The sequence below is a fragment of the Massilia sp. CFBP 13721 genome, assembly GCF_014842025.1.
In the GTDB taxonomy this organism is placed as follows: Bacteria; Pseudomonadota; Gammaproteobacteria; order Burkholderiales; family Burkholderiaceae_D; genus Telluria.
On record NZ_JACYUY010000008.1, the window covers coordinates 47936 to 72945 of the forward strand.

40 protein-coding genes are annotated in these 25010 nt (G+C 59.9%); 27 read left to right on the top strand and 13 right to left on the bottom strand.

Annotated features, from left to right (window positions below; translation table 11 throughout):
* Positions 1-2: 2 nt before the first annotated feature.
* The 11 genes from IFT60_RS09825 to IFT60_RS09875 form a co-directional block, all read right to left on the bottom strand.
* Positions 3-557, bottom strand: coding sequence for a Ref family recombination enhancement nuclease (locus IFT60_RS09825; RefSeq protein WP_197986667.1), 555 nt, complete (start codon positions 555-557; stop codon positions 3-5).
* Positions 557-763, bottom strand: coding sequence for a hypothetical protein (locus tag IFT60_RS09830; RefSeq protein ID WP_192051790.1), 207 nt, complete (start codon positions 761-763; stop codon positions 557-559). Before IFT60_RS09830 ends, IFT60_RS09825 begins: the two co-directional genes overlap by 1 nt.
* A complete protein-coding gene (locus IFT60_RS09835; RefSeq protein ID WP_192051791.1) occupies positions 760-1458 on the bottom strand; it encodes a hypothetical protein in 699 nt (232 codons plus the stop codon). Before IFT60_RS09835 ends, IFT60_RS09830 begins: the two co-directional genes overlap by 4 nt.
* Positions 1455-1883 (bottom strand): hypothetical protein, encoded by a 429-nt coding sequence (locus tag IFT60_RS09840; RefSeq protein WP_192051792.1) that lies wholly within the window; start codon positions 1881-1883, stop codon positions 1455-1457. Before IFT60_RS09840 ends, IFT60_RS09835 begins: the two co-directional genes overlap by 4 nt.
* Positions 1884-2139: 256 nt before the next feature.
* Entirely contained in the window at positions 2140-3204 is a 1065-nt protein-coding gene (locus tag IFT60_RS09845) for a DNA cytosine methyltransferase (protein WP_192051793.1), read from the bottom strand.
* Entirely contained in the window at positions 3201-3671 is a 471-nt protein-coding gene (locus tag IFT60_RS09850; protein WP_192051794.1) for a hypothetical protein, read from the bottom strand. The genes IFT60_RS09845 and IFT60_RS09850 overlap by 4 nt, the downstream gene beginning before the upstream one ends.
* Positions 3668-4450, bottom strand: coding sequence for a hypothetical protein (locus IFT60_RS09855; RefSeq protein ID WP_192051795.1), 783 nt, complete (start codon positions 4448-4450; stop codon positions 3668-3670). Before IFT60_RS09855 ends, IFT60_RS09850 begins: the two co-directional genes overlap by 4 nt.
* A gap of 228 nt (positions 4451-4678) precedes the next feature.
* Positions 4679-4987, bottom strand: coding sequence for a hypothetical protein (locus IFT60_RS09860; RefSeq protein ID WP_192051796.1), 309 nt, complete (start codon positions 4985-4987; stop codon positions 4679-4681).
* 59 nt (positions 4988-5046) lie between these two features.
* Positions 5047-5262, bottom strand: coding sequence for a hypothetical protein (locus IFT60_RS09865; RefSeq protein WP_192051797.1), 216 nt, complete (start codon positions 5260-5262; stop codon positions 5047-5049).
* Between the two features lie 51 nt (positions 5263-5313).
* On the bottom strand, positions 5314-5598 hold the full coding sequence (locus IFT60_RS09870; RefSeq protein WP_192051798.1) for a hypothetical protein: 285 nt from the start codon (positions 5596-5598) through the stop codon (positions 5314-5316).
* Between the two features lie 64 nt (positions 5599-5662).
* Positions 5663-5959: a hypothetical protein gene (locus IFT60_RS09875; RefSeq protein WP_192051799.1), complete on the bottom strand. Its 297-nt coding sequence runs from the start codon at positions 5957-5959 to the stop codon at positions 5663-5665.
* Positions 5960-6031: 72 nt separating this feature from the next.
* On the opposite strand from IFT60_RS09875, the gene IFT60_RS09880 reads away from it, so the two are divergent.
* The 6 genes from IFT60_RS09880 to IFT60_RS09905 all read left to right on the top strand — a co-directional run bounded on the left by IFT60_RS09880 (position 6032) and on the right by IFT60_RS09905 (position 9181).
* Positions 6032-6739, top strand: coding sequence for an XRE family transcriptional regulator (locus IFT60_RS09880; protein WP_192051800.1), 708 nt, complete (start codon positions 6032-6034; stop codon positions 6737-6739).
* Positions 6736-7023, top strand: coding sequence for a hypothetical protein (locus IFT60_RS09885; protein WP_192051801.1), 288 nt, complete (start codon positions 6736-6738; stop codon positions 7021-7023). Before IFT60_RS09880 ends, IFT60_RS09885 begins: the two co-directional genes overlap by 4 nt.
* A gap of 38 nt (positions 7024-7061) precedes the next feature.
* Positions 7062-7457, top strand: coding sequence for a hypothetical protein (locus IFT60_RS09890; protein ID WP_192051802.1), 396 nt, complete (start codon positions 7062-7064; stop codon positions 7455-7457).
* Between the two features lie 54 nt (positions 7458-7511).
* Positions 7512-7829 carry a hypothetical protein gene (locus tag IFT60_RS09895; protein WP_192051803.1) on the top strand — a complete coding sequence of 106 codons (318 nt, stop codon included), beginning with the start codon at positions 7512-7514 and terminating at the stop codon, positions 7827-7829.
* A gap of 220 nt (positions 7830-8049) precedes the next feature.
* Positions 8050-8208, top strand: coding sequence for a DUF3761 domain-containing protein (locus IFT60_RS27170; RefSeq protein WP_229510786.1), 159 nt, complete (start codon positions 8050-8052; stop codon positions 8206-8208).
* Between the two features lie 463 nt (positions 8209-8671).
* Positions 8672-9181: a hypothetical protein gene (locus tag IFT60_RS09905; RefSeq protein ID WP_192051805.1), complete on the top strand. Its 510-nt coding sequence runs from the start codon at positions 8672-8674 to the stop codon at positions 9179-9181.
* 381 nt (positions 9182-9562) lie between these two features.
* Here IFT60_RS09905 and IFT60_RS09910 read toward each other — a convergent pair whose 3' ends face one another.
* Positions 9563-9934 carry a hypothetical protein gene (locus tag IFT60_RS09910; protein WP_192051806.1) on the bottom strand — a complete coding sequence of 124 codons (372 nt, stop codon included), beginning with the start codon at positions 9932-9934 and terminating at the stop codon, positions 9563-9565.
* A gap of 515 nt (positions 9935-10449) precedes the next feature.
* Between IFT60_RS09910 and IFT60_RS09915 the strand changes: the two genes are divergently transcribed.
* From IFT60_RS09915 to IFT60_RS10005, 21 genes are all read left to right on the top strand, one after another.
* Positions 10450-10608: a hypothetical protein gene (locus IFT60_RS09915; protein WP_192051807.1), complete on the top strand. Its 159-nt coding sequence runs from the start codon at positions 10450-10452 to the stop codon at positions 10606-10608.
* A 24-nt stretch (positions 10609-10632) separates the two neighbouring features.
* A complete protein-coding gene (locus IFT60_RS09920) occupies positions 10633-10926 on the top strand; it encodes a hypothetical protein (protein ID WP_192051808.1) in 294 nt (97 codons plus the stop codon).
* 94 nt (positions 10927-11020) lie between these two features.
* Positions 11021-11434, top strand: coding sequence for a hypothetical protein (locus IFT60_RS09925; RefSeq protein ID WP_192051809.1), 414 nt, complete (start codon positions 11021-11023; stop codon positions 11432-11434).
* A gap of 61 nt (positions 11435-11495) precedes the next feature.
* A complete protein-coding gene (locus tag IFT60_RS09930) occupies positions 11496-12293 on the top strand; it encodes an SPFH domain-containing protein (RefSeq protein WP_192051810.1) in 798 nt (265 codons plus the stop codon).
* Between the two features lie 96 nt (positions 12294-12389).
* The gene (locus IFT60_RS26795) at positions 12390-12524 is read left to right on the top strand and encodes a hypothetical protein (RefSeq protein WP_267874626.1); all 135 of its coding nucleotides are present in this window, start codon (positions 12390-12392) and stop codon (positions 12522-12524) included.
* 119 nt (positions 12525-12643) lie between these two features.
* Positions 12644-13543, top strand: coding sequence for a recombination-associated protein RdgC (locus IFT60_RS09935; RefSeq protein WP_192051811.1), 900 nt, complete (start codon positions 12644-12646; stop codon positions 13541-13543).
* Between the two features lie 32 nt (positions 13544-13575).
* Positions 13576-13743: a hypothetical protein gene (locus IFT60_RS09940; RefSeq protein WP_192051812.1), complete on the top strand. Its 168-nt coding sequence runs from the start codon at positions 13576-13578 to the stop codon at positions 13741-13743.
* Between the two features lie 177 nt (positions 13744-13920).
* On the top strand, positions 13921-15603 hold the full coding sequence (locus IFT60_RS09945; protein WP_192051813.1) for a hypothetical protein: 1683 nt from the start codon (positions 13921-13923) through the stop codon (positions 15601-15603).
* Positions 15604-15921, top strand: a complete 318-nt coding sequence (locus tag IFT60_RS09950; protein ID WP_192051814.1) for a hypothetical protein — start codon at positions 15604-15606, stop codon at positions 15919-15921.
* Positions 15922-15928: 7 nt separating this feature from the next.
* Positions 15929-16927 (top strand): hypothetical protein, encoded by a 999-nt coding sequence (locus IFT60_RS09955; RefSeq protein ID WP_192051815.1) that lies wholly within the window; start codon positions 15929-15931, stop codon positions 16925-16927.
* Positions 16924-17316, top strand: coding sequence for a hypothetical protein (locus IFT60_RS09960; RefSeq protein WP_192051816.1), 393 nt, complete (start codon positions 16924-16926; stop codon positions 17314-17316). Before IFT60_RS09955 ends, IFT60_RS09960 begins: the two co-directional genes overlap by 4 nt.
* Positions 17317-17319: 3 nt before the next feature.
* Positions 17320-18102 (top strand): hypothetical protein, encoded by a 783-nt coding sequence (locus tag IFT60_RS09965; RefSeq protein WP_192051817.1) that lies wholly within the window; start codon positions 17320-17322, stop codon positions 18100-18102.
* A complete protein-coding gene (locus IFT60_RS09970; protein WP_197986273.1) occupies positions 18099-18302 on the top strand; it encodes a DUF1382 family protein in 204 nt (67 codons plus the stop codon). The genes IFT60_RS09965 and IFT60_RS09970 overlap by 4 nt, the downstream gene beginning before the upstream one ends.
* A complete protein-coding gene (locus tag IFT60_RS26495) occupies positions 18299-18559 on the top strand; it encodes a hypothetical protein (protein ID WP_229510776.1) in 261 nt (86 codons plus the stop codon). The genes IFT60_RS09970 and IFT60_RS26495 overlap by 4 nt, the downstream gene beginning before the upstream one ends.
* Positions 18556-18771, top strand: a complete 216-nt coding sequence (locus IFT60_RS26500; RefSeq protein WP_229510777.1) for a DUF4224 domain-containing protein — start codon at positions 18556-18558, stop codon at positions 18769-18771. The genes IFT60_RS26495 and IFT60_RS26500 overlap by 4 nt, the downstream gene beginning before the upstream one ends.
* A gap of 1 nt (position 18772) precedes the next feature.
* Complete coding sequence (locus IFT60_RS09980; RefSeq protein WP_192051819.1) at positions 18773-19885, top strand: tyrosine-type recombinase/integrase; 1113 nt, start codon at positions 18773-18775, stop codon at positions 19883-19885.
* Between the two features lie 359 nt (positions 19886-20244).
* A complete protein-coding gene (locus IFT60_RS09985; protein ID WP_192051820.1) occupies positions 20245-21279 on the top strand; it encodes a tyrosine-type recombinase/integrase in 1035 nt (344 codons plus the stop codon).
* An 89-nt stretch (positions 21280-21368) separates the two neighbouring features.
* Positions 21369-22172, top strand: coding sequence for a hypothetical protein (locus IFT60_RS09990; protein ID WP_192051821.1), 804 nt, complete (start codon positions 21369-21371; stop codon positions 22170-22172).
* 97 nt (positions 22173-22269) lie between these two features.
* Positions 22270-22992, top strand: coding sequence for a hypothetical protein (locus IFT60_RS09995; RefSeq protein WP_192051822.1), 723 nt, complete (start codon positions 22270-22272; stop codon positions 22990-22992).
* Complete coding sequence (locus tag IFT60_RS10000) at positions 22973-23332, top strand: hypothetical protein (RefSeq protein WP_192051823.1); 360 nt, start codon at positions 22973-22975, stop codon at positions 23330-23332. The genes IFT60_RS09995 and IFT60_RS10000 overlap by 20 nt, the downstream gene beginning before the upstream one ends.
* Positions 23333-23599: 267 nt before the next feature.
* On the top strand, positions 23600-24718 hold the full coding sequence (locus IFT60_RS10005) for an acyltransferase family protein (RefSeq protein WP_192051824.1): 1119 nt from the start codon (positions 23600-23602) through the stop codon (positions 24716-24718).
* Here IFT60_RS10005 and IFT60_RS10010 read toward each other — a convergent pair whose 3' ends face one another.
* Entirely contained in the window at positions 24719-24970 is a 252-nt protein-coding gene (locus IFT60_RS10010) for a hypothetical protein (protein ID WP_192051825.1), read from the bottom strand.
* Positions 24971-25010 lie beyond the last annotated feature (40 nt).

Consider the following 25010-nt stretch of genomic DNA (forward strand, 5'->3'; position numbering starts at 1 on the left):
GGTCAGTACTCCGTCATTTCTTCAGTGGTCGCGCGGGCATCCGCCGGCGCGCGCTGGTTAATTTCGATGAGGGCCACGCACTCGGCCAGCAGCTCTCGCTCGGTGCCATACCGCGCCTGGAACGTCGCCTTGCGCCCGTGCAGGCTGATCCGGCCGCGCGGGTCGGTGTCGTCCTGCTGGTGGTGCGCGCTGCAAAGTGGAAGCACCAGGAAGTGCGCGCCCGGCTTCGTTCGCCCGTCGATGTGGTGGATGCTCACCGCCGGGTTGGTGCGGCCGTCCTTCTTGCAGGCGATGCAGCCCAGTGCGGCAATCGAATCCATGAAGCGCGCTTCGGCGGCAGTGGGCGGGCGGCCCTTCATGCCGCGCGACTTCATCGGCTTTGGCAGCTTGGTCGGCTTCGGGTCGCGTGCGCGGGCCTTTGCCTGGACCGCGTGGACGCGCAGCAGGCCGGCGCCGGCCGCCAGGGTCTTCGTGCTTGAGCTGCTCATCGGCGTTTTGCGCTGGAGGGGCTTGCCCTGCTTGAGAGGCTTACCGGGCTTGAGGGTCGAGGTGCGCATCACAACTGCCTCCAGCAAAGCTCGATTGCCTGGGCATCGGTGAACCCTGCTTTTTGTAGTTCCACGAATTGCTGATGCACTTCCCGGGCGCGGTAGCGGATCAGCTCGCAGCGCATAGGCCAGTTTTCATTCGCCATCTCGACGAACTCCTTGACCTGGGCCGCGGCCTGTGCGCGCTTCCGCTCTTTGTTGTCGGCGGGCGTCATGGTGCCACCCGCTTGAACTCGACCACCCACACCCATGGGTTGGCGTCCCAGCTGCCGGCGCCGTTGATGCTTTCCCACAGCGCCTGGTATGCCTGCACTGGCGATGGCCCGATTGGAGGCTTCGCGCCGGCCGAGACAGCTTCGTCGAATAGGAAGCGCCAGGCTGGAAAGTGCTCGCGGTCCCATGCCTGGCTGCGGATATGCACTGCGCCTTCGGCGATCGCATCCGATTCGCTGCAGTCTTGCAGCCGCTCGACGCGCACCGACACCACCTCCAGCAGGATGCGGCTGGCCCAGCGGGGCATGTGAATGCTCGGGCGCCACACCAAGTCGGAACCGGTCCAGTCGGCGCGGAAGATGCAGTGCTCCGGCTTCTGAAACTTGCGCGGGATTTCCGACAGCGGCGAGCCTTTGCAGCCCATGTACTGCGTGTAATGCCAGGTGCCATCGTCCTCCGGGTCTTCCAGCCAAGTCTCGCGCACCCACAGGCGATCGCCAGGCTGGCCGTACGGGCAGTAGATCACGGGGCTGCCATACCGCCAGCAGCAGCCATTGAGTGGCTTGCCGTCGGCTTGGGTTACGCACACACCTTCAGCGGGATCCAACTGCTTCACCACGCGCCGCGTCTGCGTCTTGCTGCCGTCGAGCAGCGCGCGCACCATCGGCGCGCTGAAAAGGATTGGGCGCTCTTTCATCCCTCACCTCCGCCGGCAGTCTTGAAGCCAAACCCAGCCGGACGCTGGAACCTCGGATCGATCTCACGGATGCCGCGCGAGTTCGGCATGTACGCCTTGCGCAGCGGTGGGCGATTGAGGGCGCCCAGCCCGTCGCGGGGTGCTGCGACCTGGCCGATGTACACGTCGTGCACCACGCCGGCCAGCTTGTCGTAATAGGCGCGCGCGTCGGCGCTGCACGCAAAGTGCCCAGCCTTCGTAACGACCATCCAGCCAGAGCGGAGCGCACCCTGCAGCATTTCCGCGCGCTGGTCGACGCCCAGGTCGGGGCGCACTTCGAGGAACAATTCGCCTTCCGGCGCAGCGCCGACTTTGTACAGGTATTCGCCTGCGAGAAATGCGAAGCAGCCAGCTGGCGGCACGCGGGTTTTGGTATGGGCGCCCATTATTGAGCCCTCCGAATAGTGAAGCGGGCGACCCAGCAGCCACCGGCGTGAGGTTCGCCCTGGAGCCGGCCGCACGAGATGCAGCGCGGCAGGCTTTGAGCGACGGGTGCCGCGGTGGCGCGCGCAGGCGCCGGGCGGCAGTTGCATGGCCGGCGGCCACCGGAGCAGTCGCCGCTGCAGCCGGGTGCGGTGCGCACCAGGTCGACCAGGGCGGTCAATGGCGCGAGTGCGGCGCGAATGTGTGCTGGGATCGAGATCATGCTGCCTCCATTACGGCTTCGATGAAGACGCGCGCCGCCTCGGCGTTGATCGCGTTGCCGTAGGCGCGCAGGCGTCCCACTCGGCTGGCAGCCCCATGAGCCAGCGGGAATGTGCCGGGTTCAACTGGCCGCCACTTTCCATCCCGGCATCCGAGCCAGTCAGCATCGCGCCAGTAGCCGTTAGTCGGGCCGGGCCGCAGATCGCTGCCGCCATCGATAGATCCTGAGGTGATCCCTTCCTGGCAATCTCCGATGCCGCGCCCTCCGCCGTCCGCACGTTCTTCTCGCCGTCCGCTGCGCGAGGCGTCGGCCAGGCTGATAACGCTACCGTCTTCCGGCTGCTGTCGTTGTTCCCCGCTGCGTTGTTGCCGTTCTGCGCTGGCGTTCCCGCCATCGGTGTCGGCCAGCCGGACAATGCCAGCTTCACCGTCGCCGACAGCCCCATCGTTACCTTGGAACCGTCCGGCATGCGTCCTGTCATCGAGACGCCCGTGCGTGGCCCCTTGCCTCCGTCCCCGTCGCTCGCCGCCGGCGTTGGCCACCCAATAGAGCCGGTCTCGGATGTGCGGCGCACCGACGCCCGCAGACGGAAACGGGACCGCCCCGAAGGCGTAACCCAGGGCTTCCAGGTCAGCGTGTACAAGGTCGATCCAAGGATCTGCGTCTTTGCTCGCAACCTGCTCTCCAAGGATGACTGGAGGGCGGCGCTTTTGTGCGCGGCACCATTCATCGTGCTGCTTGATGAGGTGATAGAAGGCTGGCCACAGGTGCCGCTCGTCAGCAAACCCAGCTCCTTGGCCTGCCGCGCTGAAAGGTTGGCAAGGGCAGGAACCGGTCCAAACAGGTCGATCATCTGGCCAGCCGGCGCGACGAAGCGCGAGCGACCAGACACCGATGCCGGCGAAGAAGTGGCATTGGGCGAAGTCCTGCAGGTCGGCGGGGTGTACATCCTCAATGCTCCTGGTGTCGACCACGCCCGGCGCGATGTGCCCGGCCGCGATCAGCTCGACCAGCCATTCGGCCGCATATTTGTCGATTTCGTTGTAGTAGTTGGGCTTCATGCCCACACCTCATGACGGCCGGCGCCGAAGAAAGCAGCCACCAGCGGATCGCGCATCGGCGGCGTGCGGCTCAGGCGCACCATGTAGTGCACGTCGTCTTCGAGGATGTGGAAGTGGCGGCGCGGGTCGCGCGCGGCGACCATCAGGGCCGACATCGATTGCTTGGCCGGCCGCGATGGCAGGTCGCCCGCCAGGCTGGCCAGGTATGCCCGCGCTTCGTCGACGGTGATCGCCAGGCGGTAGACCGGGAAGCCTTCGAACTTTTCGGTGGCGTCGACGCGGCGCGCGATCTCGATCTTAGCGCCCAGCTCGGCGAGGTATTTGCGCACGCCGGATGGGCCCAGCTGCAGCACTTCGCCGATTTCGGAGCGCTCCAGGTCTCCGGCCAGCAGCGCGGTTACCAAGGTGCGCAGGCGCTCGGCGCGCGCGGCGGTCTGGCGGGGAGTGATGTTGCGGGCGCGGGTCATGCTGGCACCAATGCGTGGTGGCGAGCCCATGCCCATTCAGGACCATCTTCAGTATCGACGACGTACAACGTAAACCAGCCCTCGCCAGTCGGCGGCGTCGGCTCCCAGGTGGACAAGTCCGTTTCGCCGCGCTCGAACCATGCATCATGCAACGGGTGAGCAGGATCCCATTCCAGCATCTTATGGGCGGTTTCCAACTTCTGGTCAGCCGCCCAGCGGCGATAGGCCTCTCCGTCCCCATCGAAATTCGGGAGGTCCGGATGTACCCACGAGCCATCATCGGCACGCTTGACAGGCGCAGCCTGGATGCGAGTGCCAATCTTGGCCGGCGCCGCAGCTGCAGTGAAGTCCGCCTCCGTCAGCTTGTGGCGGTGCACGGTTTCCGCGCGGTAGACGAAGTCACCCGGGCGCAGCCAGTCGTTATGCGTGATCAGGTCTTCCAGCGAGGTGGCCGAGAAGGGTTCGATGATGACGGACCAGATGTCGACCTTGACCTGGCCGGTGACGGCCAGCTGCGTGGCGCCGGCCAGGCCCAGGCCCAGGGCGTTGGCGCGCGCCAGGTGGTTGAACAGGTTGATGACCGCCTTGTGGTGGTCTGCATCGATGCACTCGAGGGCGTTGTCGCGCTCGTCCTTCAGGTAGGTGTTGGCCAGAGTGTTGGCGGCGCCGAACAGGCCGACGAGTACGTTTTCCCAGTGGGCCTCGCGGGTCGCGAAGACGTCGGGCGAAGACTGATCTTCACCGGCGTGCGACGCCGGCGGATTTTGCTGTGGTAACATGCGTTCTCCTGTTGTTCTAGTTTCAAGAAGCCCTGGCTGCAACCGGGGCTTTGTTATTTCTGCTTTTGCTCTTCGAGCATCTTTTCGAACTTCTTCCTGCACATCACGTGGCCGGGCTCAATCGGCGCTGGGTGCTCGTCCTGCTCTTGATTCACCTCTTCTCCTTTCCTGACGTGGCGCAGTCTTGCTGACCTGCGCCGGGTTATCGTGGTATCGGTGGGGAGCCGATTACGCGCCCGCCGGGCTTGCGGGACGGCGATCGGAGATGCGGAAGAAATCGCGCCGATCACCCATCAGGGCGCGCAGCTCCTTGATCGACATGCCGCTCTCCTCGTGCATCCGGATCAGCATCGAGGCGCCCACTGGCAGATGGCGGTGGCGGATCTTGCTGATCACCGGCGGCGCCACTTCCAGGGCGCGCGACAGGGCTGCGTCGTTCTTCAGCTTCAGCGTCGACAGCAGCGTGTCGATCAGCACGTTCGGGTCGTATTGCTCGACTGCTTCCTGTTGCGCTACGGCGGCTGTTGCGTTGACCATCTCAAAGCTCCCTGTTGTGGTTGTATTGGTGACGGCGCGCCCCGCCGCCTGGGTGATTCCTACGTCGACCCGCTCTGGCCGGGTGGCGGTGCGCCGCTCTTTGCCCAGCCCTTCTCCAGTTTCTCGACCGCCTCGGCCAGTTCGTTGCCGTCCTGGCGGTGACGCGACTGCGCACGCTCGCGCTCTTGGCCGGTGGCCGCCGCCTTCGCCTTGCGGCTCGACAGCCAACTGCGCGCCTTCGCTACCACCTTGTCCCTTGCTATTTGCTCACTCATTACGCCCTCGCTGATCAGTCGAACTTCGCTGCACCCATGATCCGAAACCCCTTAAACCCGCATCGGAGGCTTCGGTGCGCCACCGCGGCGCATGCGCGATGCCGGCGCGACCAAAGCCCGTTTCAGGTCCGTTTTGGGCATATGCCCACCGGCCGGGCGCCGCGTACGATGTGCGGGGTCGAGTTGACGAAGCGACGTCGAAAGCTGCTGGAGGCCAAGGCCGATCGCCGTACTCATTGACAGGCCGACCGGGTCGAAAACTGCCTTCATGGCAAGGTAGACGTCCGGCGACAGGTAGCCTTTGACGGAAATGTTCTTGGCGTTCGGGTTGTTCATGCTTCTTCTCCTAGTGATGCGGGTTACAGGAATGGGTGAAACAGGTTCGGTGGTGGTGCTCGGCTTATTCGGGCGGCGGCTGGGCGCTCAGGGTCAGCATCCTTTCTGCGTTTGGCGGGGTGCGGCCGGCGCGGCCAGGGTCGGGCTCGACATCAGTGGAGCGGCGCAGCGGAGCATTCGGCCCACACCGCTCGGCATGAAGCTGCTCCAGGCGGTCACCCATAAATTTCGACGGGCGAGCGCCGCGGGTTCCGGCCAGGTAGGCCGCTATCGTTGACTGCGCACAGGGAACCAGGTCAGCCAGCGCCTGCTGGGTTAGGCCCGAAGCGATCAGCTCGGAGGTGATTTTTTGGGTGTCCATGAACAGACAATATCACGTTCGTGTTTGAACAGTCAACACCAACGTGATAGATATTTATATTACATTCGTGATATGAGAACATTGGCGGAACGTCTGATTTGGGCCCGTGAGCAAAAGGGCCTTACACAAGCCGCCTTAGCGAAGCTGAGCGGAGTTACACAAAGTACGATCGGGAATTTGGAATCGGGACTGCGGTTGAGCGCACGAAGGATCGTCGACATTGCTACGGCGCTGGAAGTTGACCCGGTCTGGCTGGCCAATGGCGGCGCCCAGGCGAAGCCGGGGGCTGTCGAGGTCAGCGAAGCGGCTACCCCGCCCTTTCCAAGTATGGTGCGCGTCCGCGTAGGTGATGAGCCGGACACGATCCCCGTGCGTCGCGTCGAAATCAAACTTCGCGCAGGCTTCACTGGCTTTGAAACGGTCCCAGAGGTCGAAGATGGCGGCGTGCTGCACGTCCCGCGGACGGTTATCGAAAGCCAGAAGCTAACTCCTCACGAGCTATTGGCTGTTCGCGTCCGCGGCTGCAGCATGGAGCCACTCCTCTTCGAGGATGACACGGTGGTGATCGATACCGGCGACAGGCAGCCGATCAGCCGCGAGCTGTATGCAGTGAACTGGAAGGCGGAGGCCTGCGTGAAGCAACTTGTTCATGAAGGTGGCCAGTGGTATCTCCGCTCGATGCACCCCGACCATCCGCCCGTGAACGTGCGCAGCGGCGAATGCGAAATTATCGGGCGCGTTGTGTATCAGCCTGGTCGGGTCATGAAGGGTCGTTTTTGAGGGTTGAGGTTGCGCTGACCCAGCTTAAGCAAGTCCGCCTGATCATCGCCTTTCCGCACGATTCGTGGGTGCGGCCAGGCGCGGGGGACGAACTGATCGGCCGGCTGCCGCCCTACTTGCCGCCGCTGCCGATCATGCTGGTGTCTGAAGGCGCGTACCCGCGCGCTTATGCGCCGTTCCAGACAGAAGAATTTCTCCGACTGTTACCGACCGTCCAACTGCAGCGCTTTGAGGTTGACCTCAGCCGGCCGCCAGAGGAGGAAGAGGATGATTTGCCGTTTTAGGCGCTAAGGCACGCCGTCATGCCGATCGGGAGAATCGAATGAGCTCAATGCTGCTGGAAAAGGTACCGCTGTTTCGGCCTGAACACATAGACCGCCAGGCCGTACGCGCATTTGTTGGTGAATACACCGAGCAACTGCAAGCCGCAAGCGCGCGCGGTGACAATGTCCATCAGCTGGCACTTGACCAGCAGGATGCTGTCGATGCAATGACCGCCAACTGGGGCGAGGAAGACAGGCTTTTGTTTTCGCGACTATATATCGAAGAGCTAAATGCCTATGCCGACACGGCTACCGACCAGGCCAACGCGATGAACGCACAAGCAACCCGGATAAATGTTCAAGCGGCCCAGGATGCTAGCAATGTGGCAACCTGGATTTCGCTGATCGTATTTTTTGGCTTTGTGTTTTTCATGATCAAGCTGTTCAAGGGCTAAGCAAGCTTCGTTTTAGGCGCACCGGCACGCCAGGATGCCGAAACAGGATGAGAAATGGCTTTAGCACCTTGCACTGACTGTGGTTACAGCATCAGCAACAAGGCGGCAGTGTGCCCACAGTGCGGCGCCAGGCCGGCCAAGAAGAAATGGTGGCCTTGGGCACTGCTGGCGGTGGTTGTCGCGATCGGCATCCTCGCAGCCGCCGGATCCTCGCCCGAAGCCCAGGCGCGCATACACGATGAGCAGATCATCGACATGTGCTGGGAAGACCACAAGACCAAATCATTCGAGCCGGCGACATCGCGTTTCGTGGCGAGCACATGCGAGATGCTCGAATCGAAGTACGAGAAAAAGTACGGACGTAAGCCTTAAGGCGCAGCAGCACGCCTGGATGCCGCCTGGAGAATGCATGAGACAGCTATTCGCCACCCTCCTCGCGCTCGTACTATCCGCGCCGATCGCTCACGCGCAACGGGCGCAGGATCTGGCGCCCGCCCTGTGTCACCAGCTGGTCGAGCCAGGCCAGCAAAAGCCAGCCACGCACCCGCGCGCTGAGCCGGAGGATGCGCAGCTGCTGTCGCATCGCTACTACATGACGAAAGACGGGGGGAGCGTTCACTCGCCGTCGAAAACGAAGGGCGACGTCGCTCCGGCCGGCGCCAGCGCGAAGTGCCGAGATGGCACCTGGAGCTTTAGCCAGAGCCGGCGCGGGACGTGCTCGCATCATGGTGGCGTAGGAACTTGGCTTTGATGAAGTACGGCACGACTGATGCCCCTTCTCGCAGGGTGTCGAGCCCTACCTCGACACCCCACCCCACCTTTGCAATTGATTGCAAACGGCAGCTGAGGTAGCGCAAGCTACTTTCCTCCTCCCACGATAGCATTACCGTTATTACGCCGGAGGCGCGCGATACGTGCTCCTCCGCGCCTGTTGCGCTTTCTACACAGGGGGACTATCCCGAGACAATGAGACGTCTAGAGACTCCAAGGGACGCCAGGAGACGTACCGGGACTGACGATTCCGTCATTTTGCTATACACTTGCGTTGTGTTCCAATAGCTCTCAACCTAGAGAGGCAGTCCCGGGGACCTGTCAATTTTCGAAGTTATCCACAGCGCCACATTCGTCGCTTGATTCTTCGCATCTGCCTAATATATAGGCAAGTCTACAGAAACCGCTGTAAGACACGTATTACTCCACATCTGGAGAAAAGCATGAATAGCATAAACAACTACCGTAAGCTGAAGGCTTTTGGAAACCAAGTCAAAACCGAGGCAGATCGAGACCTCGTAGAGTCAGTGCGAGATCTGACGGTACTTCGCCACATCGAAACCACTTTGGATGCACTCGATGTTCGATGCCTCCAGCTGCGCCAAGTGAATCTGGCGGCTGACCACTTTATTGAACTTGCGAGTCAGGCTGAGCTTCCACCATCCAGCTCGGACGTCGATGTTGTCGCCCTATTTGAGAACGCACGTGACGCTGTTGGAGATGCGTATGATCGCTGGAGCGTAAAGCACCTCTGCGCTGTCAACGCCCCTGAGCTAACCGAGGAGGATGGAATCGTTGACGGGTATGCGCTGCTCCTAACTGAGGTGGCATCTCTGCACGATAAACTAAACACCTTGTCGTGGATTATTCGTGAGCAAGAGGCTGATCAAGACAAGATGATGCCTGGCGAATTTACGGACGCGGATGACCTCTTCGCTGCAATGGGTGTTTAATTGGCGAGTTGCGTTCCCAGAATTACTGTACTGACACGGAACGAGAAATTCGAGAGCGATTTCAAGAGCTTGCCCAGAGAAATCCAGGAGGCCGCAAAGGTCGCAATTCGCGGCCTCATGCAGGACCCGATCCCCAAGTCACTCCGATTGCATGCTTTGAGTGGGTATAAAAATCCAAAAGTCTTTACGATTGACGTAACCTCTAATCATGCATATAAAATTTCACTTGAGATTACTGGTCCGAAGGCAAACCTGCGACGCATAGGTACTCATAAGGTGCTTGACCGTGCGCCATAGGATAAACCTGAACGACAGTCACGCCATAAGTGAAGCAATGCATGTAAGTACCGGTGCAATTAAGCCCACTTCGCGTGGGCTTTTTTACGCCCAGGGCGCCGACCTGCGTGAGCGGTAGCGGCGCGCCTGGCGCAGCACGAACCCCGGGATAGGCGACAGCCTCTCAGCGGCGCCGGCCGTGGGGCATGCAGACTTGGGTGAATTGGCCATCGTCGACGACGCCGGGGCTGCGGTAACGCGCTTCACGCTGCGACGGACCGCTTTATCCGCAGACTGGCTTGCCAAGGCGACCTGCGTCGCGACCCGCTCGACCATCTCTTCCGTGATTTCCATAGACCCATGGCGCCGTGGCCAACCAGCCAGCAGCGGGTATGGGATGCCGAAGACGTCAGCCTCGATTTTCGTCAACGCCTTCGCCTTCTTCCCTCGCTGCACCAGGTAGGCCGTCAGGGTCATTTTTTGCGCCATTTTCGGGCCTTTTTTATCTTGCACCTTGTATAGGTACTAATAAAGCTTGTAAGAGGTACTGCTTACTGCAGTATCTGTTCAACCTTTAACTTCAACCCCGGTTTTGCTTTTGAGGTAATCGGGGGCTGGGACGAAGACTCAGCTTTCCTATGACAGCTGGGCCTTTACGTGGATATCGGTACGCCGTATCTACGACTCGTCAGCCTTTCCGGTCCGCAGGTGCTAACTTCGCTGCCCGCGTGCGTATCTCAGACCATCCCCACAGTACGCCTATCCCCTCACCCCTGCCGGCGGTTCCCGACGAGTGAAGCGGCTGAATGCCGTCAGCTCGGTCGTTCTCTGGGCCGTTCGCGTCGGAGTTCCCCTCCCTGCTCCAGGCTTGCAATCAACCGAACTCGGCTGATGAAAGAATTTTACCCGATTAATCACGTTCGTGTTGATTTTCTCAAACACGTATGTGATACTGCATCTCATACGAAGCGAACTCACCAGTGGAGCCAGCCATGCCGCAGACCAGCAAACCGACCAACGAACAGGTGCGCAACTGGATGCAGCAGCGGCAGGCCGACAGATCGCCGCCACCGACGCCGGACGAGATCCGGCGCCAGTTGGGCTGGAACCTGGTCGAGGCAGAGCGCGAGAAAACGAACAGAAGCCGCTGAGCGGCGACGCACGAAAGGATCGAGATGGAAACGAAAGACATCAAACTGCCGCTGCGCTACACCTCGCACCGGCAAATCGTGGATGCGGCCGGCGGTCTGGTCATCCAGGTCTACTCAGGCGCCTGCGGCATTGAGGTGGCCGACCAGCTGCAGGAATTAGTGCCGGTCGCGTGCAACTCGCATGCCCTGCTGGTGGAAGCCGCCCAGGCCGCTCGTGCAGTGTTCGAGGCACAGAAGTGGCGCCCGACCTCGACCGATCCAGAATCGGTCGCCCTGCGCAAGCTGATCGAAGCCCTGGCCGCCGCAGGTGTCGCATGAAGCGCACCTGCACCGACCGTGCCGTCGACCTCATGGCGGTAGCTGCCGTCATCACCATCGCTTTCTGCGCAGCGCAACTGCTGGGAGTTCAGTGATGGCTACCTGGACCGAGGAATACCTGGAGCAAGCGATCGCCGACGAGATCGAACTGGCCAAGGCCGGCGGCTACTCGAAGGTGACCGTCCCGCCGATGCCGACGCGCACCACCGCATTGCTCGCGCAAAGCCGCGACCGCCTGAAGGTAGGTACGCCGCTGCCGCGGTGGCGCCGCGACTGGAATGCCGCCGGCGATCTGATTGAGGAATTCAACCTGAGCATTCGCCAGGACGACGAAGACGGCACGGTGTCGGTAGGCATTCGCGGCCGGCGCCTGGACGTCACCGAAAAGTATGCCGACCACCCCGACAAAGCCGGAGCAATCCTGGCCGCAATCGTGGGCATCTCGATCCAGTTGCGCGCCGAGCAGCGGGACAACCAGGCCGAGCGCCGCCGCAGCTACCGGCGATAACGATTATCGCCCACCCGGGCCGCCGGCACGGCGCCAGTGCACAACCCAAGACCAGGAAATCATGAAAAAAATTATTGTAATCGTCGCACTGGGCCTCATGGCCCTCAGTGGCTGCACTCGCATCGCCCAAGGCGAAGTCGGTCTCCGTGTGAACTTCGACAGGACCGTCGAAGAGAGCGAGCGCGCTGCAGGCTCGTTCAATCAGACCCTGATCGGCAGCATCCTGAAGTTTCCGATTCGCGAGATCAATGCGGAAGTGAAGGACCTGCGCCCACAGACCATCGAGAACGTCACGATGGACGACTTCGACCTGACCGTGGTCTACAACATCACGCCGGCGGCGGCCAGCGACCTGTACATCAACAAGGCGCGCTCGTTTCACGGCATGAACGAAGACGGCGAGCCGCTGCTGATGCAGAACTACTTGACCACGGTGGCCCGCAATGCGGTCTACAAGACGGTCCCGAAATACGAAGCGCTGAAGATCAACATCGATCGTAGCCAGATCGAGTCGGAAATCCTTTCCGGCATCAAGGCCGAGCTCGACAGTGAAAAGCTCAGCGGCGCGATTCAGGTCAGCCAGATCCTGGTGCGCAACGCAGTGCCGCCGCAATCCATCACCGTGTCGGCCAACAACTTGGTCAAGGCGCAGAACGAGCTGAAGCAGGCAGCCGTCGAAGTCCAGAAAGCCGAGCAGGAGGCGAAGCGGATCGCCACGCTCAATGCGAACGCCGGCGCAGTCAACTACATGGCAGCCCAAGCCAACCTGATGATTGCCGAGGGAATCCGTGAGGGCAAGGTGCAAACGATCGTCGTGCCAGCCGATTTCAAGGGAATGGTGAACGTCGGCGCCCGATAAGCAGCGGCGCCACTCAGCAACACCCACCGCCCGGCACGACCGGGCTTCCGCACTGAGAGGGTCACACCGGCCCCGACCATAACGAGGGAGAACACGATGAGCTTTCAAATCACGATCCGCGACGAGAACGACCAGCCCAAAACCTACACCGCCATCGGAGATCCGGCCGCGCTGGAAGCTGCTGCGTACGACGCCGGCGCCATGGGCGTGACCCTGATGGTGCTCCCATGAGCCAGCCCGAAGTCCGCGCGCGCATGCGCTCCTACGCGATCTCCTGCGCATCGGCGGTCGCCCTGGTGCTCGTGATCCTCTACACCCAGGCGTTCGCCCAATAACTTGAAGGAACCCGCATGTTCAAGAATCTCCAGCTGTATCGCCTCCCCGCCCCGTGGCCTGTTGGTCCCAACGTACTCGAGCAGGCAATCGCCGCGCAGGCCTTCGCGCCAGCGTCGAGTAACGAGCTGGTGCGCCAGGGCTGGTCGGCGCCACGCGAAGCCGATGGCGGCGGCCTCGTGCACGCCGTGGCCGGCCAGTTCCTGCTGCAGCTGGCCACCGAAAAGAAGCTGCTGCCGTCGACTGTAATCAACCAGGTCGCGAAGGCCCGGGCCGCCGAGATGGAGGAGCAGCAAGGCTTCCCGCCCGGGAAGAAGGCGATGAAGGAACTGAAGGAGCGCGTCGCCGACGAGCTGCTGCCGCGCGCGTTCCCTGTCCGCAGCAACACCTGGGTCTGGATCGACCCGGTCAACGGATGGCGCGCCGTTGACGCCGCCAGCCCGTCCAGGGCGGACGACGTCGTAAAGCTTCTACTTAAGGCGGTCGACCGCATGCCGCTCGAATCGCTGCGCGTCCAGAAATCGCCGGTCGCCGTGATGACCGGCTGGCTGGAAGCCGACGAGGCGCCGGTCGCATTCACGATCGACCAGGACACCGAACTGCGCGCCACCGGCGAGAGCCGCGCGGCGGTGCGCTACGTGAAGCATTCGCTCGACCCTGCTGACGTCGGCCGCCACATCGCCAACGGCAAGCAGTGCACGCGCCTGGCCATGACCTGGGAGGGCCGGATCTCCTTCGTGCTGACCGAGAGCCTGGCGATCAAAGGCATAAAGGCGCTCGACGTCCTGAAGGAAGGCGCGCACGCGGCGGCCAACGACCTGGAGCGCTTCGACAACGACTTCGTCCTGATGACCGGCGAGCTGGCCAAGATGCTGGCCGACCTGGTCGAAGCCCTGGGCGGCGAGGCCCGAGCATGACGGCGCGCCGCAGTCGCGGATCCTGGAGCGGCATGGGCTTGACGCGCCTCGAGCGGCAAATGGGCAACTCAGCCCAGGACCGCCAGGAGATCGCCAACGCCGCGGTCGTCCCGCGTGGCCGGGTCTACCGCCAGGACCTGGCCGACATCACGAACTCGGCACCGGCGCCCGCAGCGCCGACCACCGGCAAAGCCAAATAGCCGGCAACTCAAGGAAGCGCGCATGACGTACGAAGAAATGAGAGCGGACTTCGAGGGATCTGACGAACAGTTCGCCAGGTACGTCTTTGGCCTGTTCGCGCTCCAAGAGGCAAAACTGCAGCGCCTACACGACCAACTCGCCAAGCCGGCGCAATTCGATAGACGGGAGAACAGAGGATGAACGATAACCAGCAACGCCGCCAGAAGCGCGGTGACCGGCCAGAGCCTGGCAGCCTCAAGTGGGACGAAGGCGCGCGCGGCGCGGCTGAAGCAGCGCCACCTGCGAGCACCGATGCCGAACTGAAAACCGACGACTTCATGGTGTACGACCGCGCTGGCAATCGCCGCGTCGATCTGGAAGCAAAACTGCGGGATGCAATGAGCGGTGCTGCTACCTCGGGCGATGCCACGGCAGACCTGCGCAAGTTGCTGATTGAAGCGCGCGCTGTTCTGGAAACGTGGAAAGACGCTGTGCCCGCAGTCAGCCTGTGCGCGGACATCGACAAAGCGTTAGCGGCGTCTGCTCCTGACTGGATCAGCTACGACGAGAGGAGCGACACGCTGACGATCCACGGCATCAAGTACGCCGGCGAACTGATGCGCGACTTCGGGCGCCACATGCCGCAGGGACAGCTGTTCGAACTGGTTGCGCGCCAGGCTGATGGTGCGCTGTGCGTCAAGCGCATCGAGCGCGCTGCTGCTCCTGCGGATATCGGCCCACGCTGGGACGACAACGGCGAGCCGTGGAACGAAGCTGCCGAGAAGATCGACCGCGACCATGCGGCGGCCCCTGTTGCGTCAGGCATCAAGGAATGCACGCATGATGCCGGCTGTGAGTTCTGTAATTGGTGCGGGTTTCGTGCCGCCTCTCCTGCTACCGCATCGGGCGATGAGCTGCTGGCGTTGCGCGATCAGATCGGCCAGGCCATCGCAGACTATGCCGCCGAGCACATGAACCCCGGCGGCCAGGTCGGAATCGACTGGTGCAGCGCGACTGACATCGACCCTCTGGCAGACCGAATTATTGCCCTGTTACCTGTATCTGCCGCTACCAAGCCGAAGAGCGAGCTGCGCATTGCGATCCGCCAGATGGCGACCGCGCTGAACAACGACAAGTGGGATGGCATCCTGACGGCGGACGGCGACCTGGATATGCTCGGCTCCGAAATTTCACTCTTGATGGATCGTTTGTCGGATGCCGCTACCAAGCCGACCGCCGACCTGAGCAAGCACAACGGCCTGAAGCGGTTCGGCATGCACATGACCGCTGATGGCAACTTCTTCGGCGCGATGCCCGACGGGCCATACGTCGAGCTGGCCGATGTGCTCTCCCTTCTCGCCACCAAGCCAGCAGCACCGGCCTTGCCGCTGAACAGTATCCCGGCCACGATGCGCCACGACGAAGGCGCGATTGCGTGCTGCGCCTACTGCGGTCGCTATTCGCTCGATCCGGCAACTCTGTCGAGCCGCCAGCCTCTGTGCGAATGCGGCAAGCAGCACGGCTGGAGCGGCAGCTTTAAGAAGCCCGGTCCTGACGCACGCTGGAGTGGTAAAGGCCCTGCTTCCCCTATGGCATCTGCCGATGCAGCAACCGTGAAGTCAATGGCGTCGATGCTGGCAAACCGCGAGTGGGCCGAAGACCTGGGCCTGACCGGCGACTTGGCCGACTTGCAAGGCCAGATCACCGAACTCGTCGGCCGCGCGAACTCCGGATCATCTGCCGACGCAGTAATAGAGGCGCTGACTGAGGCCGAGAACATCGCGCGCTGCCATGACTTGGGCACGCCTGACGGCCACACGATAGCCGACGCCATAGCAGCCCTTCGCAATAAAGCTGCTGGCGCAGAAGGAGCGGAGTAAATGCGTAAGCCTACCGATGGAGAAATCACCGACCTACTGCTCGTACGGCACGGCTCGATCATGCCCACCTACGTGGTGAAGAACTGGTTGCGCGCAAAGTATCCGAAGCTGCAAACGGCGTGGGTGCTGCGCCGCCTGAAGGCGCTTGAGAAGGCCGGCAAGGTCGTGCGCACGCCGTCGAACTACGCAACGATGATCTGCTGGGCCATCGCTCCTGCCACCCATACCACAGAGGGAGGGAGCCTTGATGCAGCCATTCGCGCGGCAGCCGTTAAGCCGCCGCTGTTCGACAAAGACCCGACCAACATCCAATACTGAGGCGACCATGAACCACAATAATCAACAGCCTGGCAGCGCCGACCTGCCACCACTGCCAACGCCATCGTGGTCACGCGATATGCACGGCGAAACCGAAGTCTATACCGTAGACGAAGTGCGCAAAATCCAGCGCGACGCTATCGCCGCATCCCGCCGTGCCCTGTCCCTGCCCGATGTGGCGATGCCCGAGCAGATGCGCAAGGCGCTGAAAGACGTTACCGATGTGCTCGACATTTTCGGCAACCTGAGCGACGGCCAGATGGACCCGAAGGCATGGAACGCCGCCAAGGCCGAGGACAAGATCACAGCCGCGCGCGCCGTTCTCTCCGCCCAGCCTGCCGAGGGAAGCGCCGATCCATGCGACTGCTGCAAAGATATCCGCGCTGCTGAGGCGATCTATGGCGATGGGCCTCAAGTGGCGACCTGCACCAACGAGGACTGCGAGGGCGGACATATCTACAACACCGAGCACACCCACAAGATGCCTTGCTCGCAGTGCGCTACTCCTGCCGCCGTAGTGCGAGCAGCACCGGCAGAAAGCGCTGACACCCTGCGCAGCCTGTCCGAAGAAGATATTTGCGCTTTCCAACATGCTGTTCAGCAACTGGAATGGATCGCATCAGGCGAAACACCGGGTAAGAATTGCGACCTCTACGATGATCGCAACAAAGCGACGATTCGTCATGCCATGCAGCACGCCAATAGCGCACTTACCCGCCTCAAGCCTGCCTATGCGCGTCTGCTTGAGGTGTGGCGTGGCGACCGCAAAAACAGTTCAGTCGGTGCAGCGGAAGGCGCTACACAGGCGGGCTGGCAGCCAATTGAGACTGCGCCGAAGACTGGCCGCGAACTCATCCTACTGCTGACACCTAGTCGATTCCCGCAGGTTGCATATTCGAATACTTGGTGGACCTCGGGATTCTCGGTCGAGAACAAGCCGACGCACTGGATGCCGATTCCGCGCATCGACGGCGACAAGCAAGGCGCACAGGGAGGTGGCAAGTGAAGATCAACGTATCTGTATCCATCAGCAGGAACAGCAGCGACGAAATTTCGCTGACGTTCGTTGATCAAGCTAGCCGCGCTAAGTTTCTGGACGTTCGCATGACACCCGAGGCTTTCGCAATGGCGGTTACTGGGCAGGCATTTATCGACGCTCCTGCGGAAGTCCGCGCGCTCGATGTGGTAGGCAAGAGGAAGATCACTGAGCGTCGTTCAATCGAATGCCCCCTCGACATATTCAATAAGGATGAGATTGTTGCGTGGCTCGGCGAGAACGGGAAGGAAGAAGGATGGACTGTTAATACCTATCTTGGATCGCAAGGAAGCATCGCGCGGCGCGGTGATAAAACCATCATCAACTATAGCGTCTATCGCTTCGATCAGGAGGGCTGACCCATGACCACCAACACCCCACGCACCGATACAGCGCCCGCCGACAAGTTCTTCGCATGGTGGACTTCCATCGAGACCGACTTGCGCAAGTCTCTGATCCTTGGCGCACGTACCGACACCGAAAAGTTGCACGACCTGTTGCGCACGACTTACGAGGCAGGTCAGAGCAGTCAGCCATCCCCTTCCACCGGGGGGGAGCCAGCAACGGACAGTGCCGGGCAGCCTGCTAAAAAAATGGGCCTCGTGGCCTTGACCGATCACCTGATGGCGCTCGCCGATGTGCAAGACTGCGACATCACGCTTCATTTCGCCAATGGCGGCCAGCTGCAAGTAAAGAAAAGTCCCAACCGGCCACTCGCCGCCCGCGAGCCTGCGCCCGTTGCCCGCGAGCTGGACGTAGAGGCCGAGCGCCGGAAGTTTGAAGCTGTAATGCCGGAAGAGTACCCGCGCGACCGGAATATGCCTGATAAGTCCTACAACAGCCCGTTTCTCCATGTTGCATGGCAAGGTTGGCTCGCCCGAGCCACCGCCGAGAGCGCGCCGGCCAGTGCTGCGCCAGATGAGCAGCAGATCGGCCGAGGCCCGCGCTATACCTGCATCGGCAAGGGAGGCGATTACGAGTTGATCGGCGAAGCGCGCGGAGCGGGTTCAATGAAGCTCTACGGGAACATGGCCGTGTACCGCGACGTCACCAGCGGCGCGCTCTACTACCGGGCCACGCACGATTTCAACAGTCGCATGACCCCTTCTAACAGTTCGCCAGCAGACACACAGGAGCCGAAATGATCGAACGCGCATCCCCTGCCCAACTCCGCAAGGCGCTCGAAATCGCGGACACGTACAAGAAGACCGGACTTGGCTTCGTGCCAATGCCAGTAGCAAATAGTGCTGAGTTCGAGGCGCTTGCAGCCCAATCGCTCGCGCGCCTGGCTGAGTTGATCGAATTGGCCGAACGTTCGCCAGTAGGCGCAAAGGAATCGAAATGAGCTGCGAACACTGCACCGACCCTGACGGCCAGCCGTGCATGCCATCTTACGGTGTCGCGCCGCATGAATGCTTCTACAAGATTCCAGGCGCGAAGATCGGGGAAAGCCGACTGCTGCCGCGCGAGCAGTGGCCCGACAACTTCGCAGAAGATCCGGACAGCCCTGGCCTTGGCACCTACTGGTGCCCAGTCTGCGGAGAAGGCAAGCCGGAGAGGCTGATCGCTACAAGCACCAGCAAGGGGGAGGACAGAAATTGAGCGCGACATTTTTAGACTCGACAGAGATTGCCGAGCTGACCGGCCGTAAAATCAAGTCGAAGCAGATCGACGCGCTGCGCAAGACGGGCTTGCCCTTTTTCGTCAACGCGACAGGCCACCCGGTCGTGGCACGCTCGGCGATAGAGGCGCGCACGCCTGCAGCGGCGCCGGCGAAAAAGAAGTGGACATCGAACGCACTGAAAGCAAACTGAAATGGGCCGTACCCCAACACGAAATAAGAACCTCCCGGCCGGCATGCGCGCCAGGCACCGCGGCGACAAGGTCTATTACTACCTTGACACCGGCGCCAAGCCTAAGCGCAAGGAGATCCCGTTGGGGCAGGACTACGTGTTGGCGGTCCAGAAGTGGGCAGAGCTGACGGTGAGCGGAACAAAGCCTGGCGCCATCATCACTTTCCGCCACGTGGCGGAGCGGTACCAGCGAGAGGTTCTTCCCGGGAAGGCCGCGTCGACCCAGGAGGGGAACTTGCGCGAGCTGGCCAGCCTGTACAAATTCTTCGACGACCCGCCGGTCGCACTTGATGAGATCGATCCGGTGGACGTCCGGCAGTACATCGACTGGCGGGTAACGAGCACCGTGGCGGCCAAGGTCGAAGAGAACGTTGAACGTGCGAAGCGAGGCCTACCGGCTCTGCCAGTACCGAAGGACGCCGGCAGCGTGCGCGCGAACCGGGAAAAAGCGCTCTTCTCGCACATCTGGAACTTCGCCAGGTCGACCGGCCTGACGTCGAAAGCGAATCCGTGCGCCGGTGTAAAGGGGAAATCTGAGAAAGGCCGCGACGCCTATATCGATGATGCCGTGTTTAAGGCGGTCTGGGACGCGGCTGAACTGCCGCTGAAAGACGCCATGGACCTGGCGTACCTGACTGGCCAGCGACCTGCAGACGTGCTCAAGCTGTCGCAGGCGGACATTAAGGACGGCGCGCTGACGGTGGTGCAGAACAAGACGGGCAAGCGTCTGCGGATCGCAATCGAGGGCGAGCTTGCAGCAGTGATCGAGCGGATCAAGCAGCGGAAGGTGATGGGTCTCGGCCTGGTGAATACGATGGGCGGCGAGCGCATGGGAAAGGCGGGACTTCGAAGCGCGTTCGACCGGGCCCGCGCGGCAGCGAAAGAATCGCACCCTACCCTGGCCAAAGAAATCACAGCGTTCCAGTTCCGAGACCTGCGCGCGAAGGCCGGCACCGACAAGGAAGAAAGCGGCGGCATGGAGGCAGCGCAAGCGCAGTTGGGTCACTCGACCCCGTCGATGACGGCGCATTACGTTCGCCACCGGCGGGGAAAACTAGTCACGCCGACCAAGTAAAACCGTTCCGCAAATCCGTTTGATCGCGGGCCTTTGCGGGGCATCGGCAACGGTTGCTCTCAAGCGTATGCGGAACGATTTATGGCATAAGCCTTTGTTAACTAAGCATTTTTCGCCGGACTTAAAATCCCGTGCTCGCAAGGGCGTGCCGGTTCGATTCCGGCTCGGGGCACCAACGCACAATTTAGCATTCCCCTTCTTTACCCCGCTTTCTGAGTCTTTTCAAGGACTTACGACAACAGCGGCGGCTTGTACGATTCCACTTAATAACGCAAAATACCGCTATTTCTCAGCAGCGGTTACGCACGTTTTACGCAATAATTACGCACGCATGCGTAAGTGCGCTATTGGAGGACTGCATGGCATCCATTAAAAAAAGCGGCTCGGGTTGGCGCGCGCAGGTAGCAACCTTGGGCGTGCGCGAGTCGAAGGTGTTTTCGACCAAGGCCGAGGCGAGCGCCTGGGCATCCCTCCGTGAGGCGGAAATCAGGTCTGGCAAGGCTACGGGCATCCAGGTGGGTCGCACCTTGGGCGAGGCTTTCCGGCGCTACGAGAAGGAAGTGTCGGTGCACAAGGACGGCCATCGGTGGGAGGTGCTGCGCCTGAACGCGATCGGACGGTTCAAGATCAACGGCGTCCAGCTGGAGAACATGAGGCTGGTTGATGTGACTTCAGACGTCCTCGGACAATGGCGTGACTACCGGCTGAACGTCGACGGCACGAAGGGGCCACACAAGGGCGTGGTCGGGTCGACCATCAACCGCGAGTTGAACTTGATTTCGCACGTTTTTACATGCGCCACCAAAGAGTGGAAATGGATCGCTGAACGGCCAACGGCAAACGTACGCCGGCCGAAGGAGTCAGAGCACCGCGAGCGCCTGTACACGGAAGACGAGATCAAGAGGCTGTGTTTCGCCATGGGCTTCGACCTGGACGGCGAGGAGGAGGTCGAAACCGTCAGCCAGCGCGTGGCGGCCGCCTTCCTGTTCGCGCTCGAGACAGCCATGCGCGCCGGCGAGATCTGCAACCTGGTGCCGGAGGATATCGTCGGCCGAGTCGCCAAGGTACGCAAGTCAAAAACGACCGCGGGCAAGCGCAACGTGCCGCTGTCGACACGGGCAGTAAAGCTCCTCAAGCTGCTGCCGGAAGTCGGCGCCGGCGAGCCGATATTTGGAGTCTCTTCGGCGTCGGTCGACACGCTGTTCCGGAAAGCGAAGGCGCGCGCCATGATCGATGATGCGACATTCCACGATACCCGCCACAACGCCACGACCACGCTGGCAAAGAAGTTCCAGGTGCTCGACTTGGCCCGAGCGATCGGGCACAGTGACCTGAAGAAGCTGATGGTCTATTACAACGAAAGTGCCGAGGAGATGGCGAAGCTGTTGAACTGACTTAGGATACGATGCTGATGATGGCTCAGTACTTGTACAAATGAGCCCAATGGTTTTTTTCTAATTTACATTGGAAGCTACGCTCATATATGGAAGACCTACTTGCGATTGCCGGCCGACAGATTGATACTTTTCTCGATGTACAGACTAACGACGAATTCTATCGTGAAGTCGATAAGGTGCGGCGGTCCTCGGACAGCATTAGCTTCGTTCGCTCAAGCCGTTACCCCATAGCACTGGACGCAGCTTGCGCTGGGCTCATCACACGCTGCGGAGCGGGAATTTGGGAAATCGTGCATCGTTGCATCACTACTGGAAGAGTAGAATTTACACCGTCTCTTTCAGAACAATTGAAGAATTTCACCAAGCCGTATTTAGAGGGCGTGGTGCGCAGCCTAACCGAGCGAACCTCGCAAGCAGCAAATGGTATCTTTCAGCCCACCGCATCCGAGGTGGCGCGAGTACGTGCCGTCGCTAATCTTGAAACCGAGATCGACTTATTTTGCGCCGTTCTCTCAAGGGTGCCGCAACCGGCGCAGTATCAACCACCGCACATCATCAATATCCACGGCTCAAGCGTTGCCAGCTTGCAAACAGGCAACCATGCGTCAGCGAATGTGACGACGCTTACAGTAGGAAGCAGGCACATCGATGTCGCTGCTGCGTTAGCCCAGTTGAAAGCCGAGCTCATCGCAGCTAAAGTTGACGGTACGCCAATGTTCTTGGTTCAAGAGGCTGAAGCAGAGCTCGCGAAAACGCCCCCCCAGCAGTCTCGATTAAAGGGATTTGTGAATGCGATCGGAGGTTGCGTTAACGGAATGATCGAGGTCGGAACAAAGTTGCCTGGAGCCATCGAGGGAGCGAAACGCGCGATTGACATGCTGCCAATGTGAACCCACACTCAGCTGATGGCTAGGTATCTTCTCCTATGAAAAATTCCTTCGAAGTCTGAAACCTACGCCAGATCCTACGCCGAGGAGAGCGCTGCCCATGCATGACCAAATTGACAGTTTTCAGAGGAAACTTACAACTTATTTCCGGCAAATGACACTAGGATTTGTTTTTGCTGACTTGGGCAAATTGGTAGAGAACCCTGGAGAGATCGCCATTCGGCTTACCCTATCCAAAAAAGCTACCAGCGAGCCGATACCTCTCAACGATTTCATTCCCCACTCAGGCGAAGTTAGTGCTGGGGTAGCTGAGCTTTTCCAAGTTAGGGCTATCGCTGCGTGGAATGATTTATTAAATGATTTATTTTCTGTTTTTGTTCGAGAACATCTAACTGGTTCGCGGCAATTCAAAGCAATTAAGAAGCGGAGTGCTTCAGTTGATTTTTCCTCGAGTGAGCCGATCCAAGACCAAATTCTCAGATCGGTTGTAACCGACTTTACATTTGATCCCTATAAGGCCAGAATTAAATCTATAAAAGATCTGTGTATAACAAAACTGCCTGTTGATGACGATTTAAAGATAATCCGCAAGCACGTCGAGATACGAAACAATTTCCAACATCACGGTGGGGTAGTCACTCAAGATCTACTGGATAATCTAGGCTCAAATAAGTTGGAACTGTTAAATAGTACGGCGCAGGCTTTCGAATTAAAGAAGGGCGACCGTATCTTACTCTACATACCTGAGCTCAACCTTTTGAAGGCTGCCATGTATCGTGTCACTATAAAGTGGAGAAACGCCAATGCCGACTTACCAGCTTGAGCTAATTCCCTATCACACCCCGTATGTTACGATCAAACCGCTTTTCGTTCAAAACCGGCCTGTTGGAACCATTGCGGCGCGTGAAGGCGCTGAATATATATGCGGCGCATGCGAGGTCATTTTATTAGGACCTGTCGATCTCGGCGTCTCTTTTGAAGAGATGCCGATCCACTGCGGAATCTGCGGCGCATTCAACTTAATTAATGGAAAAAGACGCCGGTCGCCAACCGAAACAAAAGTTTATCCCACCTTACCAGCAGAATATCGTCAACGATTAATTACTCAATCAGTTCGAAAAGCTTTGGCTTATTCAATGAATAAAGACCGACCGCTACTTTAGGACAGAGGACAGGATAATTGAAACCCTATAGGTTCATAGCCTACCGGGGGTTCGAATCCCCCTCTCTCCGCCAAAACACGAAAGCCCTTAACCTTCGAGGGCTTTTTTCTTTTCCATGCTCACTTGCTTCGTCGCGCTGCTGGGCTTGGAGAATTTTCAGGGAATATCTACAACGAACCGTTGAAATAGTTGACAAAAGGAACTCCAAATATTGAACTGTTGTAGGAATTAGCTTACATTCAAGGCTACTTTGTCCTGAGGCCAACTATGTCGCTCACTTCGCTCACCTCCCTTAGATTTATTGCGGCAATGATGGTCGTGCTAAGCCATCTGGAGTTCCTCGACGAGAACAGGATCGGCCCTATCTCTTGGCTTGCCAAGAATGTCTTTCGTGAGGGGTACGTCGGCGTCACCTTCTTCTTCGTGCTTTCAGGCTTCATTCTGTCGCATTCATACTCGACCAAGATGCGCGAGGGCAGAGGTGGAGCTCAACAATTTGTGCATGCAAGAATTGCCCGAATTTTCCCCATCCATCTGTTAACCGCTTTGATAGCGTTGCCCTTGGCACTAATATGGAGGCAAGAATCCAGCGCGACGTTAGCTGGATCGCTCGTGCTCAACTTGGCGCTTCTGCAGGCTTGGGTGCCACGATCTACCTGGTACTTCTCGTTCAATACTCCCGCCTGGAGCCTATCGGTAGAGTTCTTTTTCTACCTCGCTTTCCCTCTGCTAATCACCATCCGATCGCGCACCCTACTATGGGCAACAGCTGCTCTGCTGTGTCTGAAGGCAGGGATTTCGATCAATGCAGACTCTCAGAATAAATTTTTGCTGTACATCTTCCCTCCCCTTCGTCTTGCCGATTTTATTGCCGGCATACTACTTCACCGGCTTTTTTCTTCAGTCGGCCCAATAAGCAATCGTACTGCCACGCTGGCCCAGGTCCTGTCGCTGAGCGCTCTGGCTATCGCCGCAGCGCTATCGCCTTTCGTCTCCCAAGGTAGCCGCTTCGACCTGTATTACTTGGCACCGATGGGGGTCCTGATTCTTTCATTCGCGTGGCAAAACGGGCTGATCTCTCGTGTGATTTCAGGCAAGACTTTAGTCCTCCTTGGAGAGGCAAGCTTCTCGCTCTATATGATCCATCGGCTTGTTATTGTGTATGGTCAGAAGATATTAGGGACCACGGGTGGCAGTTTCGACGTCGTGAGCGCTGCTGCTTATGTCCTTAGCAGCATTCTTCTCAGCGTCGCAATGTTTAAACTGTTTGAATTGCCTGCAAAGAAATGGGTGCTGGAATTATTATCGGGTAATTTTTCGGCACGCACACGACGAACCAAAGCGACCTTGGAGGATGTCGCCGAACTTCCAAGAAAATACGGATGATCAGGCGTTTGGTGGTAGCCGGGGAAATTCCCTTACGCACGGTTCGTTGTTGAGCTTCTCGCGCAGCGTGTCGAGAATCGCGCCTTGCGGGCCAGGCAGCGTCGTCAGCATGCGCTGCAGCTGGTCGGCATACAGCACGAGCGACCGTAGACGCGCTACCTCCCACAGCAGCGCGCGCACATCGGGCGAGTCAGGATTGCGGTCCTGGATCTCCTGCAGGGTTGCTTTCGGCAACGGTTCCTTGAATCTCATGTCCGGCTTTCACTGGATGGGCATCCAGTATAACAGCCGG